General features: G+C 63.2%; 13 protein-coding genes and 1 riboswitch. Of the genes, 9 read left to right on the top strand and 4 right to left on the bottom strand.

Annotated features, from left to right (window positions below):
• Positions 1–3 precede the first annotated feature (3 nt).
• The 4 genes from nrdD to Q1M04_RS03405 all read right to left on the bottom strand — a co-directional run bounded on the left by nrdD (position 4) and on the right by Q1M04_RS03405 (position 5,655).
• Positions 4–2,181, bottom strand: a complete 2,178-nt coding sequence (gene nrdD / locus Q1M04_RS03420) for an anaerobic ribonucleoside-triphosphate reductase (protein WP_293279268.1) — start codon at positions 2,179–2,181, stop codon at positions 4–6.
• Between the two features lie 246 nt (positions 2,182–2,427).
• On the bottom strand, positions 2,428–3,135 hold the full coding sequence (locus Q1M04_RS03415) for a response regulator (protein WP_297997181.1): 708 nt from the start codon (positions 3,133–3,135) through the stop codon (positions 2,428–2,430).
• Entirely contained in the window at positions 3,132–4,220 is a 1,089-nt protein-coding gene (locus Q1M04_RS03410) for a DUF4118 domain-containing protein (RefSeq protein ID WP_295754685.1), read from the bottom strand. Before Q1M04_RS03410 ends, Q1M04_RS03415 begins: the two co-directional genes overlap by 4 nt.
• A gap of 55 nt (positions 4,221–4,275) precedes the next feature.
• On the bottom strand, positions 4,276–5,655 hold the full coding sequence (locus Q1M04_RS03405) for a polysaccharide biosynthesis C-terminal domain-containing protein (RefSeq protein ID WP_297997178.1): 1,380 nt from the start codon (positions 5,653–5,655) through the stop codon (positions 4,276–4,278).
• A gap of 125 nt (positions 5,656–5,780) precedes the next feature.
• On the opposite strand from Q1M04_RS03405, the gene Q1M04_RS03400 reads away from it, so the two are divergent.
• The 9 genes from Q1M04_RS03400 to Q1M04_RS03360 all read left to right on the top strand — a co-directional run bounded on the left by Q1M04_RS03400 (position 5,781) and on the right by Q1M04_RS03360 (position 13,597).
• Positions 5,781–6,590, top strand: coding sequence for a PhzF family phenazine biosynthesis protein (locus Q1M04_RS03400; RefSeq protein WP_297997176.1), 810 nt, complete (start codon positions 5,781–5,783; stop codon positions 6,588–6,590).
• Between the two features lie 70 nt (positions 6,591–6,660).
• Positions 6,661–7,305: an aspartate/glutamate racemase family protein gene (locus Q1M04_RS03395; RefSeq protein ID WP_297997174.1), complete on the top strand. Its 645-nt coding sequence runs from the start codon at positions 6,661–6,663 to the stop codon at positions 7,303–7,305.
• A gap of 290 nt (positions 7,306–7,595) precedes the next feature.
• On the top strand, positions 7,596–8,972 hold the full coding sequence (rsxC, locus tag Q1M04_RS03390; RefSeq protein ID WP_295754692.1) for an electron transport complex subunit RsxC: 1,377 nt from the start codon (positions 7,596–7,598) through the stop codon (positions 8,970–8,972).
• Positions 8,969–10,009 (top strand): RnfABCDGE type electron transport complex subunit D, encoded by a 1,041-nt coding sequence (locus Q1M04_RS03385; RefSeq protein WP_295754693.1) that lies wholly within the window; start codon positions 8,969–8,971, stop codon positions 10,007–10,009. Before rsxC ends, Q1M04_RS03385 begins: the two co-directional genes overlap by 4 nt.
• Positions 10,006–10,626: an FMN-binding protein gene (locus Q1M04_RS03380; protein ID WP_295754695.1), complete on the top strand. Its 621-nt coding sequence runs from the start codon at positions 10,006–10,008 to the stop codon at positions 10,624–10,626. Before Q1M04_RS03385 ends, Q1M04_RS03380 begins: the two co-directional genes overlap by 4 nt.
• An 18-nt stretch (positions 10,627–10,644) precedes the next feature.
• Positions 10,645–11,244, top strand: coding sequence for an electron transport complex subunit RsxE (rsxE, locus tag Q1M04_RS03375; RefSeq protein ID WP_295754697.1), 600 nt, complete (start codon positions 10,645–10,647; stop codon positions 11,242–11,244).
• The gene (gene rsxA / locus Q1M04_RS03370) at positions 11,245–11,835 is read left to right on the top strand and encodes an electron transport complex subunit RsxA (RefSeq protein WP_295754699.1); all 591 of its coding nucleotides are present in this window, start codon (positions 11,245–11,247) and stop codon (positions 11,833–11,835) included. It begins immediately after the preceding gene.
• A gap of 16 nt (positions 11,836–11,851) precedes the next feature.
• The gene (locus Q1M04_RS03365; protein ID WP_297997171.1) at positions 11,852–12,724 is read left to right on the top strand and encodes an RnfABCDGE type electron transport complex subunit B; all 873 of its coding nucleotides are present in this window, start codon (positions 11,852–11,854) and stop codon (positions 12,722–12,724) included.
• A gap of 159 nt (positions 12,725–12,883) precedes the next feature.
• Positions 12,884–12,983: riboswitch (THF riboswitch) on the top strand.
• A 62-nt stretch (positions 12,984–13,045) separates the two neighbouring features.
• Positions 13,046–13,597 carry a folate family ECF transporter S component gene (locus tag Q1M04_RS03360; RefSeq protein ID WP_204790262.1) on the top strand — a complete coding sequence of 184 codons (552 nt, stop codon included), beginning with the start codon at positions 13,046–13,048 and terminating at the stop codon, positions 13,595–13,597.
• Positions 13,598–13,599 lie beyond the last annotated feature (2 nt).

Raw genomic sequence — 13,599 nt, 5'->3', positions numbered from 1 at the left:
CCCTTACAGGTGCAGCACCCGGTCCCGGATCTCCTGGGTCCGGCCCTGGTTCCAGTACTGGGTCCCGATGTAGCCGCAGGTCCGCCGGGCCACGTTCATCTTGTCCTGGTCCGTGTTGCCGCACTTGGGGCATTTCCAGACCAGCTTGCCGTGCTCTTCCTCAATCTGGATTTCCCCGTCCCAGCCGCAGACCTGGCAGTAGTCGCTTTTGGTGTTCAGCTCGGCATAGATGATGTTGTCGTAGATGAATTTCATCACCTGGAGCACCGCCTCCAGATTGTTCTGCATGTCCGGCACCTCCACGTAGCTGATGGCACCGCCGGGGGAGAGGTGCTGGAACTGGGCCTCGAACTTCAGCTTGTCGAAGGCGTTGATCTGCTCCGTCACATGGACGTGGTAGGAGTTTGTAATATAGCCCTTGTCGTTGATGCCCTCCACAATGCCGAAGCGGCGCTGGAGGCACTTGGCGAATTTGTAGGTGGTGGACTCCAGGGGGGTGCCGTAGAGGCTGAAATCGATGTTGTGCTCCGCCTTCCACTTCCGGCAGGCGGCGTTCATGGTTTCCATGATCTCCAGGGCGAAGGGGGTGGCGGAGGGGTCCGTGTGGCTCTTGCCGGTCATGTACTTTACGCATTCGTAAAGCCCGGCGTAGCCCAGGGAGATGGTGGAGTAGCCGCCGTAGAGCAGCTTGTCGATGGGCTCGCCCTTCTTGAGCCGGGCGCAGGCGCCGTACTGCCACAAAATGGGGGCCACGTCGGAGGGCGTGCCCTTCAAGCGCTCGTGGCGGCACAGCAGGGCCTGGTGGCACAGCTCCAGACGCTCCTCAAAAATCTCCCAGAATTTTTCAATGTTCCCGCCGGAGCTCAGGGCCACGTCGGGGAGGTTGATGGTCACCACGCCCTGGTTGAACCGCCCGTAGTACTTGGGCTTCCCGGTCTCCGGGTCCACGTAGGGCGTCAGGAAGCTGCGGCAGCCCATGCAGGTGTAGCAGTGTCCCTCGCCGTTTTTGTCCACCTTCAGCTCCAGCATCTTCTTCTCGGAGATATAGTCCGGGACCATCCGCTTGGCGGTGCATTTGGCCGCCAGCTTCGTGAGGTACCAGTAGGGGGCGTCCTCGCGGATGTTGTCCTCCTCCAGCACGTAGATGAGCTTGGGGAAGGCGGGGGTGATCCACACGCCGTCCTCGTTTTTCACGCCCTCATAGCGCTGTTCCAGAGTCTCCTCGATGATGAGGGCCAGGTCCTTGCGCTCCTGCTCGTTCTTGGCCTCGCCGAGATACATGAAGACCGTGACAAAGGGGGCCTGTCCGTTGGTGGTCAAGAGGGTCAGCACCTGGTACTGGATGGTCTGGACGCCGCCCCGGACCTCCTCCCGGAGGCGGGTCTCCACCAGCTTGGAGAGGCTGTCCTCGTCCAGGATGACGCCGATTTCCTTCAGCTCCCGTTCCACAATAACCCGGAGCTTCTTCCGGCTCACGTCCACAAAGGGGGCCAGGTGGGCCAGGGAGATGGACTGACCGCCGTACTGGTTGGAGGCCACCTGGGCCACAATCTGAGTGGCGATGTTGCAGGCGGTGGCGAAGCTGTGGGGCCGCTCAATGAGGGTCCCGGTGATGACGGTGCCGTTTTGCAGCATGTCCTCCAGGTTCACCAGGTCGCAGTTGTGCATGTGCTGGGCGAAATAGTCGGAGTCGTGGAAATGGATGATGCCCTCCTGATGGGCCTCCACAATCTCCTTGGGCAGCAGCAGCCGCTCGCTGAGGTCCCGGGAGACCTCGCCGGCCATGTAGTCCCGCTGGGTGGAGTTCACCACCGGGTTCTTGTTGGAGTTTTCCTGCTTGGCCTCCTCGTTGCAGCATTCAATGAGGCTGAGGATGCGGTCGTCCGTGGTGTTGCTCCGGCGGACCAGGGAGCGGGTATAGCGGTAGGTGACATAGTTCTTGGCCACCTCGAAGGCCCCGTGGGCCATAATCTGGTATTCCACCAGATCCTGAATCTCTTCCACAGAGGGGGAACGGCCCAGCTCCTGACACGCCAGCTCCACGGATTCCGCGATGCGCCGGACCTGGGTGGCGGTCATGCGCTTTTCCGCGTCGATGCTCTCGTTGGCACGGGTGATGGCCGATAAGATCTTGGTGATGTCGAACGAGACCTCGGTGCCGTTTCTTTTGATAACTTTCATTTGTATCCCCCTAGCAGTAATTATACACGCAGTAGTAATCGCGCCCGCGATTACCACAATACTTTGGCAGTAGGCCAAGCATAACACACAAGATATAGGGGGCGCAAGTGCTTTTTGCTACATTCTTGAAAAAAATTCCGAACCGGCGGAGGCCGTAATCCCCCAACGCCAGGCGCGGCAAGGGTTTGCGGGTTAATGGAAAAATTTGTTAATTTTTTTAGGAAAATTTTACAAATCGCCGGGCCGTTACTCGCCCTCCGCCAGGCGGTAGCCCACGCCCACCTCGGTGAAGAGGTACTCCGGCTCGGCGGGGTTGCGCTCAATCTTGCGGCGGATGTTGGCCATGTTGACCCGGAGGATCTGGTTGCCGCTTCCCGCCCGGGGGCCCCAGAGCTCCTTGATGATGGCATCGTAGGTCAGCACCTTCCCGGCGTGCTTGCCAAGCAATGCCACGATGCGAAACTCGCTGAGGGTCAGCTTCACGTTTTCCCCCCGGACCAGCACCTGGTGCTTGTTGTAGTCGATGACCAGCTCCCCCACGGAATAGGTGCCCTTCTGGGCGATTTCGTCGTTGCCGCTGGCGGTGCGGGTGTGGCGGATGGCCGTGCGGACCCGGGCCAGCAGCTCGGCGGTGCCGAAGGGCTTGGTCAGATAGTCGTCGGCCCCCTGGTCCAGGGCCGTCACCTTGTCCCGCTCGTGGGAGCGGGCGGAGACCACCACCACCGGCAGGCTGGACCAGCTCCGCAGCTGCCGGAGGATGTCCAGCCCGTCCATGTCGGGCAGGCCCAAATCCAAAATTACCAGATCCGGGCAGTGGGAGGAGATCATGGAAAGCCCCTCCGCCCCGGTGCGGGCCTGGATGGTCTCATAGCCCTGGCCGTCCAGCACGGCGGCGATGAACTGGGCGATGCCCTTCTCGTCCTCGACGACCAATATCTTTTCCCGTATATTCATGTGGATACCTCCTGCAGGGCCTGAACGGCGGTGGGCAGGCGGAAGGAAAGCTCCGCCCCCCGGAGAAGATTCCGGGCCGTGATGCTCCCCCCGTGGGCCAGGACGATGGCCCGGCAGACGGAGAGGCCTAAGCCCATGTTGCGCTTCCCGTCCCCGTCCGCCGGGCGGCGGGACTTGAGACGGCCGTCAAACAGGTGGTCCAGCTCATCCCGCGAGATGCCCCTGCCGTCGTCCCGGACGGTGATTTTCGCGAAGTCCTCCTCCGCCTCCAGCAGCAGGGCGATGTTGGCGGCCCTGCCGTGGACGGCGGCGTTTTCCAGGAGGTTGGCCAGCACCTGCTCGATGAGGATGGGGTCCATGGGGACCATCAGCAGCTCCTCCGGCGCGGAGACGGTGACGCTGACCTGGGGGAAGCGGCGGCGGAACTTCTGGGCCGCGGTCCCCAGCACCTCCTCGGCGGGCTCCGGCTCCTTGGCGATGCGGGCCTGGGCGTCCCCCATGCGGGTGATGGAGAGGAGGTTTTCCACTACCCGGATCAGCCACTGGGCCTCCTCCCGGGCGTTCTCCAGCAGCTCCCGCTGCTCCCGCTCCGAGAGGCCGGGGTTTTCCAGCACGGCGGAGGTGGACCCCACAATGGAGGTCAGGGGGGTGCGGATGTCGTGGGAGACGGAGCGGAGGAGGTTGGCCCGCATCTTCTCCCGCTCGTTCTCCGCCAGGAGCTGGGCCTGCCGCTTGGCCTGGGCGGTGAGGGTGCTGGTGATAAGGGAGATCATCAGCAGGGTGAAGAAGGTGAGGGGATAGCCGGGGTTGTGAAAGTCAAAGGCCCAGTAGGGGTAGGTGAAGATGAAGTTGACGAAGATAACCCCCAGGATCACGGAAATGGACCCGTAGAGGTAGCCCCTGGTAAGCCGGGAGATCAGCAGCACCGCCAGCACGAAAACCGGGGCGGCGAAGCCGTCGATGCTGCCCGCCAGCCAGAGAATGAAGCACAGCCCAACCGCGCAGAGGAGGATGACGGCGGTGATGAGGAAGTCCCGCCGGGAGACGGGGAAGAGAGGCGAGGCCCAGGGCTTGCGGAAGGTCATGGCGGAAGCTCCTTTCCGTTGGTTTTCTCTATTATAACAGAAAGTCCGGCAAAATTCAATCTCCCGCCTTCCGCCCGCCCCCCAGAAGGCCCCAAAGCCACTTTAGGTCCCTCCGCCCCGGCCCCCGGACCAGGGGCCCCAGGGGGCCCAGCTCCACGGAGCGCCCCAGCCGCCGGAGGCTCAGGCCGAAGTTTACCAAATGGGAGGCGGCGAAGCTGAAATAATAGCCCCCCATGCCGAACCGGGGCAGCAGCAGCCAGAGCAGGGCCACGTCCATGAGGTTCGTCAGCAGGTTGTACCGGGCGTTGGCGCTCTGCTGGCCCAGGCCCTTGCACATGGCATCCACCACAATGTCCAGATAGAGGATGGGGACCAGGGGAGCGTACAGCCGGAGGCAGGCCCCGGCGGTCTGGCTGTGGTAAAGCAGATCCCCCAAGGGACGGGCCGCGAGAAAGAGGATTCCCCCGGCGGTCAGGCCGAAGAGCCAGGAGACTCGGAGCCCCTGCCGGGCCAGATACCGGACCCGGACCCGCCCCGGGCGGCGGGCGCAGCGGGAGAATTCCGCCACCAGCAGGTCCGCCAGGGAGGCCAGGATGGCGGCGGGGAACATCAGCACGGGGAAGACCATACCGTGGAGGACGCCGTAGTCCGCCATGGCGTTCACCGTCCCGGCGCAGAGGGCCAGGCGGCGGGGGATGATGAGGTTTTCAACGGTATTGAGCCCCGCCCGGAGGTCGTCCGCCAGGCCCACGGGCAGGGACAGGCCGAAGACCCGCCGCCAGGGGGGGCGGTCCTCCCGGCCCAGGGGGGAACCCTCCTGCCGGAGGAGCCACAGGGCCCCCAGGGACAGCGCCGAGGCGGCGGAGGACCCCAGCGCCACGGAGAGGCAGGCCCGGGAGGGGTCTTCCCCCGCCCATCGGGCCAGGAGGGCAAAGGTCGCCGCCATGGCGCAGCCCTGCTCCAAAAACTCCACCGCCACCAGCGTCCGCAGCCGCCCGGCGGCGGTGAAGAGGCCCGTCATCACCCCGTTCAGGCAGCTGACAGGCAGGAACAGGGCGAAGGCCCGGAGGGCGGATTCCGCCGCGGCGTCCCCAATCCACCCCCCGGCGATTCGAGGCGTGAGGACCCAAAGCCCCGCCCCCGCGGGCAGGGCGAAGAGGAGGCAGTACCGAATACTGCCGGACAGGGCGGGCCGGACGCTCCGCCGCCGTCCCAGGGCCTCGGCGGAGAGGTAGAGGGCGCAGGTCCGGGCCCCGGAGGAGCCCAGGGTGAAAGCCAGCATCCGCACGGAGAGGATCAGCTGCAAAAGGCCCACCCCGGCGGCCCCCAGGCGGCCGGAGAGGCAGACCTGAAAGCTCATGCCCGCAAGACGCAGGGCCAGGTTGGCCCCGGTAAGCAGCAGAGCGCCGTAGAACATGGTGCTTCCCTTTTTCAAAACAACACCCCCGTCCTACACTATATGGACGAGAGGGGGCGGGTAGGACAAAAGGGGGGTTGAACCGGCGGCGGGAAGTGTGGTAAAATAAGACAAATATCGCCGTGTTACAGGGGGAAGAGGCTATGAGGCAGTACATTGCGGACGCCTTCGCGGAGGAGCTGTTTACGGGAAACCCGGCGGCGGTGCTTTCCTGCAAACAGATGCCGGACGCGGCGCTTATGCAGAGCATCGCCATAGAGAACAACTATTCGGAAACCGCCTTCGTGGTGAAAACGGGTTCCGGGGCCTATGACCTGCGGTGGTTTACCCCCGGCGGGGAGATTGACCTCTGCGGCCACGCCACTCTGGCGTCGGCCTACGTCGTCAGTGAGTTTGTGGAGGCCGGCGTTTCGGAGATGCGCTTTCAGACCCTGAGCGGGGAACTGCGGGCCACGCGGGAGGGGGAGTGGATTACCCTGGATTTTCCCGTTGGAAAGACGAAGCCCGTCCCGGTGACGGAGGCGATGCTGGCCGCCACGGACGGCCTGGCCCGGGAGGCGTATTTCGACGGCGGGGACCTGGTGCTCACCGTGGGAAGCGAGGAAGAGCTGGCCCGGTTTGTCCCCAACGACGGGTTGATTTTAAAGCTGGACGGCCTGCGGGACGGGCTGGGGCTGATCCTGACCGCCCCTTCCGCGGAGTACGATTTTGTGTCCCGGTACTTCTACCCCTGTTCTTATCCCAGGGCCCATGTCATGGAGGACCCCGTAACAGGGCGGGCTCACACCTTCCTGGCCCCTGTTTGGGCAAAGAAGCTGGGAAAAACCCGCATGACGGCCCGGCAGATTTCCCGGCGGGGCGGCGTGGTGGCCGTCCGGCTGGAAGGAGGCCGGGTCTTCCTGGGGGGAAAGGTCGTTCTGTTTATGGAGGGGGAAATCCCCTTTGATTTGTAGGCGGGGCCTTCGGCTCTTTTCGGGAGCGTCATTTTAATGGAATCAAACGCACACAAAGGAGAAAACGCATATGAAAATTGCCGTCATCGCCGGGACTCCGGTAGACACCCAGATGGGCGTGGAGCTGCTGAAAAGCCGGGGGGCGGAGGCTCTGGGCTTCCCCATCTCCTGGACCCCGGAGGAACAGACCGCCTTTCAGGTGGGCTCCCAGTCCGCCCGGGAGGCGGCGGTGGGGGCTGTTTTAGAAAACATCAAAATCCGGGGGATGGACCGGGTGCTGCTCTACTGCAATTCCCTCAGCGCCACCATCGACGCGCACGGCCTGGCGGAAGGGAGGGGCCTTCGCATCTGGACGCCCATGGACGTCTACGGTGAGATCGCCCTCCAATACCGCCGCATCGGCGTGCTGGCCGCCAACTGCCAGGGGGCCGCCGGAGTGGAGCGGGCCATGGTGAACGCCTCCCCCGAGACTTTGGTCTTTGGGGCGGGGGTGCTGCCGCTGGTGCTGGGCGTAGAAGCCGGGACGCCGCCGGAGAAGCTGGCGGAGGACTGCGGCCTGGGGCTTCTTCTCCGCTTCTTCGAGGACAACGGGGCGGAGGCGGTGGTGCTGGGCTGCACTCACTTCCCCTATGTGAAGCAGGCCCTGGGAAAGCGGACAAGCCTCCCCGTTCTGGACCCGGCGGAGCGGCTGGCGGAGCTGGTCCTGGCCCCCTGAAGGGCGGAAATTTCCAGGTAAACGATTACGTACCGTCCCTCTGGAAAACGGAGGGGCGGCGCGTTTCTTTTTCCAGGGTCCGGGAGCCTTTGGGGCCGTAAAGGTTTCGCAAGAAAAGGCAAAAAATCCAGAAAATTTGCCGTTCACAGACTGGACATTTTTAGAAGAAGGGTGTACAATGCAAGGAAGTATGCGATGGTATGTCCAGGCACGTCAGCCCGTCCAGACGGTGGACGGCAGGACCGCCCCCCGCCCGGGCCGCTGCCAGCAGTAAAAAATGAGGTGAAATAATGGCACAAGCGTTCTTTGGCGGCGTTCATCCCCACGACATGAAAGCCGCGACCAATGAAAAGGCCATCGAGCAGCTGCCTGCCCCTGCTCAAGTGGTCATCCCCATGTCCCAGCACTTCGGCGCGCCATGCACCCCCCTTGTCAAGGCCGGCGACCATGTGAAGGTGGGCCAGAAGATCGGCGAGTTCCGCGGTCTTGGCGCCCCCATCCACGCCAGCGTCTCCGGCACCGTCAAGGCGGTGGAGCCCCGTCCCTATTCCATGGGCGGAAACGTCATGTCCGTGGTCATTGACAACGACGGACAGGACGAGGTCAGCGAGGAGGTCCAGGCCCCCGCGAACCCGGACGCCCTGAGCGTGGACGAGATGGTGGAAATCGTGAAAAACGCCGGCATCGTCGGCATGGGCGGCGCAACCTTCCCCACCCATGTGAAAATCTCCGGCGGCATCGGGAAAGTAGATACCGTCATCATCAACGGCGCGGAGTGCGAGCCCTACATCACCGGCGACCACCGGGCCATGCTGGAGCGCTCCGAGGAGATCATCGGCGGCGCGACCTACCTCGCCAAGATGTTTGGCGTGGAAAAAGTGGTCATCGGCGTGGAGGTCAACAAACAAAACGGCATCGACCGGCTGAACAAAACCATTGCCGAAAAGCACGCCCCCGTGGTGGTGGAGGGCCTCCGCTGCCGTTACCCCCAGGGCGGTGAGAAGCAGCTCTGCCAGGCCATCACCGGCAAGCAGGTGCCCCCGGGAGGGCTGCCCAGCAACATCGGATGCGCGGTATTCAATATCAATACCACCTGCGCCATCTTTAAGGCGATTACCACGGGCATGCCCGTCGTGAAAAAGGTGGTCACCGTCTCCGGCTCCGGCGTGGTGGAGCCCAAGAACGTGGAGTGCCCCATCGGCACCCCCGTGTCCCTTCTGTTTGACTTCTGCGGCGGACTGAAGGACGGCACCTATAAGCTCATCGCCGGCGGCCCCATGATGGGCATGGCCCAGTACACCGCCGACATCCCCGTGGCCAAGGGCACGGGCTGCATGCTGGCCTTCTGCGAGAAGGAAGAGCAGACCGTGGAGCATCCCCAGTGCATCCGCTGCGGCAAGTGCGTGGGCGTGTGCCCCATGCACTTAGAGCCCCTGTTCCTGTACCAGTATGCCTCCAAGGGCCTGGTGGACGAACTGAACGACGCCCACATCATGGACTGCATGGAGTGCGGCGCCTGCGCCTACACCTGCCCCGCCCGGCTGCACCTGACCCATATGTTCAAAACCGGCAAGCAGTTGGTGAAGGACGCCGCGGCCAAGGCCAAGGCCGCCGCCGAGGCCAAAAAAGCCGCCGAAGAGGCGAAAAAGGAGGTTGTCAACAAATGACGGACTATAAGAATCTCAAGCTGATCGCCACCTCCTCGCCCCATATCCGCGGAAGCGAGACCACCCAGGGCATCATGAAGGACGTCATCATCGCCATGGTGCCCGCCCTGGCGTTCGCCTGCTTCAACTTCGGCCTCCGGGCCTTGACCATGACCGCCGTGTCCGTGGCGGGGTGCATCTTCTTCGAGTGGCTGTACCGCAAGGTGATGAAGAAGCCCCAGTCCGTTCGGGACCTGTCCGCCGTGGTCACCGGCATGCTGCTGGCCTTCGTCAGCCCCGTGCAGATTCCCTATTGGATGATTCTCATTGGCGACGCCTTCGCCATCATCATTGTCAAGCAGCTCTTCGGCGGCATCGGCAAAAACTTCGTGAACCCCGCCCTGGCGGGCCGGGCCGTGCTGCTGGCCAGCTACGCCGGGTCCATGACCACCTGGGTGGACCCCGCCATGAATCAAGCGGCCCTGTTCGGGTCCAACGTGGACATCGTCACCGCCGCCACCCCCCTGGCCTACATGAAGGGCACGGACCCCGTGGCCCTGGCCGAGAGCTTTGGAAACCTCACGGGTACATACAGCGTCAGCCAGATGTTCATGGGCCAGATCGGCGGCTCCCTGGGCGAGGTTTCCGCGCTGATGCTGATCATCGGCGGCGCGTACCTCATCTGGCGGAAGGTCATCAACTGGCAGACCCCCGCGGCCTACATCGGCACCGTGGCCGTCCTCACCTTCCTGTTCCCCAAGGCCGGCAGCAGCCTGGACTGGATGCTCTACAGCATCTTCGGCGGCGGCCTCATGCTGGGCGCGTTCTTCATGGCCACCGACTACGCCACCTCCCCCGTCACCAAGAAGGGCCAGCTGATTTTCGGCGTGGGCTGCGGATTGTTCACCGTGCTGATCCGCTACTTCGGGTCCTATAACGAGGGCGTGTGCTACTCCATCATGGTCATGAACCTGTTCGTGCCCTTCATCGACAAGTACACCAAGCCCGTGCGCTTCGGCGTTGTGAAATCCGACAAGAAGGAGGGGGCCGCGAAATGAGCACCAAGAGCAAGGAAAAGGTCCAGATGGACCCCGCGTACATTATTAAACTGACCGTCACGCTGCTGGTCACCTGTGTGGTTGTGGCGGCGGCATTGGGCGGCGTCAACGCCGTCACCGAGGAAAAAATCGACGCCATCAACTGGGCTAAGACCGTGGAGGCCATGAAGGCCGTGGTGGCGGACCCGGACAACACCACCTTCTCCGACAAGCTGACCCTCACCGACGAGATGACCGCCGCCTCCGGCAGCGTCACGCTGGACTCCGTGTATGAGGCCCAGGTGGGCGGCGCGACGGCGGGCTACGCCATCAAGGTGGTGGCCAGCGGCTCTCAGGGCAAGATTGAAATGATGGTGGGCGTGGACGGAGAAGGAACCGTCACCGGCGTGTCCATCGTCAAAAACGCGGAAACCGCAGGCATCGGCTCCAAGGTCATGACCAACATGCCCACCGCCTCCGGCGTGGGCGTCCTGAGCCAGTTCGAGGGCAAGAGCGCCGCCGACGGGCTTCTGGCAGTGGGAACGAATGTGGACGCCATCTCCGGCGCCACGGTTTCCACCCGGGGCGTGACCAACGGCGTCAACGCCGCGCTGGCTGTGGCCGGCGTGATGGGCTGAGAAAGGGGGAGCTGAAACATGAATCTTGGTAAACAGCTGAAAGAGGGCCTGCTGACCCAAAACCCCGTTCTGGTGCAGATGCTGGGCCTGTGCTCCACCATGGCCATCACCACCTCCATCATGAACGGCTTAGGCATGGGCGTGTCCGTGCTTATCATTTTGACGGCGGCCAACGTGGTTATCTCCGCCATCCGGAAGATCGTCCCCGACAAGATCCGTATCGCCATGTTCATCGTGGTCATCGCGGGCTTCGTCACCTGCGTGGACCTGCTGCTTCAGGCCTTTGTCCCGGCGATTGCCGAGTCTCTGGGCGTGTTCATTCCGCTGATCGTGGTAAACTGCATCATCCTGGGCCGGGCGGAGGCCTTCTCCTATAAGAACGGCGTGGGCGCTTCCTTCTTCGACGGCATCTTCCAGGGCCTGGGCTACACCCTCGTCCTGCTGGCGATGTGCTTCATCCGGGAGCTGCTGGGCGCGGGAACTCTGGCGGGCTTCCGCATCATTCCGGAGCAGTTCCCCATCGGCATTCTGACTCTGCCCGTGGGCGGCTTCCTGGTGCTGGGCTTCCTCATCGCCGCCATGCAGTGGGCGCTGTCCAAGAGTAAGGAGGGCAAGTAAATGGATCAAATTTCAAGACTGCTGGCGATTACGCTGGCCGCCATCCTGGCGAACAACTTCATCTTCTCCCAGTTCCTGGGCATCTGCCCCTTCCTGGGCGTTTCCAAGAAGGTGGATACCGCCGTGGGCATGGGCTTCGCCGTGACCTTCGTTATGGGCCTGGCCTCCGCCATCACCTGGGCGGTGAACAAATTCATCCTGGTGCCTCTGGATCTGGAGTACATGCAGACCGTGGCCTTCATTCTGGTCATCGCGTCTTTGGTGCAGTTCATTGAGATGTTCCTCCAGAAGTCCATGCCCTCCCTGTATACGGCCCTGGGCGTGTACCTGCCCCTGATCACCACCAACTGCGCGGTGCTGGGCGTTGCGCTGCTGAACATTCAGGAGGGTTACAACTTCATTGAGTCCGTGGTCTACGGCATCACCGGCGGCATCGGCTTCCTGGTTGCCATCGTGCTGTTTGCCAGCATCCGGGAGCGGCTGGTTTTCGCCGAGTATCCCAAGAGCTTCGAGGGCTTCCCCATCGCGCTGGTCACCGCCGGTCTCATGGCCCTGGCGTTCATGGGCTTCTCCGGCTTGGTAATTTGGTAAGGAGGGCGGCTGAATTATGATGAATATTTTATTCGCGGTGGCCGTCCTGGGCGTTCTGGGCGCGATCTTCGGCCTGGTCCTGGCCGTGGCCTCCAAGATTTTCGAGGTAAAGAAGGACCCCCGTGAGGAGGCCATCCTGGGCCTGCTGGCCGGGGCCAACTGCGGCGGCTGCGGCTATCCCGGCTGCGGCGGCTGCGCCGCCGCCATTCTGGCGGGAGAAGCTCCCGTCACCGCCTGCGCCCCCGCCGGGGCGGAAAACGCCGCCGCCATCGCCAAGATCATGGGCATGGAGGCTCCCACCGGGGAGCGGCAGGTGGCTTTCGTCCGCTGCACCGGCGGCGTGAACGCGAAAAAGCGCTTTGACTATGTGGGCGTCAAGGACTGCATCTCCGCGACGAAGGTCGCGGGCGGTCCTCTGGAGTGCGCCTTCGGCTGCCTGGGCTTTGGCTCCTGCGTGGCCGCGTGCCAGTTCGGCGCCATGTCCATCGGCCCCGGCGGCACCGCCGTGGTGGACCCGGACAAGTGCACCGCCTGCATGGCCTGCGCCGCCGCCTGCCCCCGGCACCTGATTACCTCCGTCCCCGTGTCCAAGAAGGTTCACGTAGGCTGCGCCAACCAGGACAAGGGCAAGGCGGCTATGAGCGTCTGCTCCACCTCCTGCATCGGCTGTGGATTGTGCCAGAAGGAGTGCAAAAAAGACGCCATCCATGTGGAAAACGGCGTAGCGGTCATCGACTACGACAAGTGCGTGGGCTGCAAGCTCTGCACCAAGGTCTGCCCGAGAGACGCCATTCTCCCTGTGGCCACCGCCGAGGAGAAGGAAAAGTACAAGGCCATCAAGAAGGCTCAGGCCGAAAAGGCCAAGGCCGCGGAGCCCGCTGGAAAGTAACCCTTCAAGATGCTGGAAAACGCCCCGGATTCAGGTCCGGGGCGTTTTTTCGCCCGTTAAGGCGGACCTGGATTTTTATGGAATTTATCGAAGGGCCTTGTATTTTGACGGAAGCTGGTATATGATAAGGGCGTCCCCGGCGAAGGCCGGAAGGACAAAGGCAGAGTAGGGACACGCGTGTCAAAGTGCCGGAGAGACGGGGAGTTGCTCTTTGGACGAAGGAAGAAATTCCGCAGTGCGCGTCCCGCATCCCGCTGCCGCATATGGGAACGGGCTTCCTCTGTGCGGCGTGCTGCCGCAATTTTAGAGGAGGTTTTTGTTATGCCCAAAAGGAATGTGAAACGGATGTGCTACGCCGCGCTGCTGGCGGCCATGTACCTGCCCCTGTCGCTCTACGCGGCGGTGCAGGTGGGGAATGTGCGGATTTCCTTCGGCTCCCTGCCGGTGGTGGCGGCCGCCCTGCTCTTCGGCCCGGTGGACGCGGTAATCGTGGCCATGGTGGGCGAGTTCTTCAAACAGCTTTTGACCTACGGCGTCACCTACACCACCGTGCTGTACCTGATTCCCCCGGCCCTCCGGGGCCTGGTGGTGGGCCTGGGGGCCCTTGCACTGCTGTCCCTCCGGGGCCAGCGGCTGGAGGAGCGGCGGATGCTTTGCTATGCTGTTTGCATCGTGGCGGCCGTCTGCACCACCCTGGGGAACACCCTGGTGAACTGGCTGGACAGCGTGCTGATGGGCTACTATTTTCCAGGCCTGATTCTGGGGGATTTTGTCTGGCGGCTCATAGTGGGCATGATCAACGCCGTGGTGATGTCCTCCCTGGCAATTCCCCTGGTGAAGGCGCTCCGGCAGCGGAACGCGGTCAGCCTGTAAAG

Origin of the sequence: uncultured Oscillibacter sp., from assembly GCF_950073225.1 — a bacterium.
Taxonomy (GTDB): Bacteria; Bacillota; Clostridia; order Oscillospirales; family Oscillospiraceae; genus Oscillibacter.
This window is presented reverse-complemented; position numbering and strand designations above follow the sequence as displayed.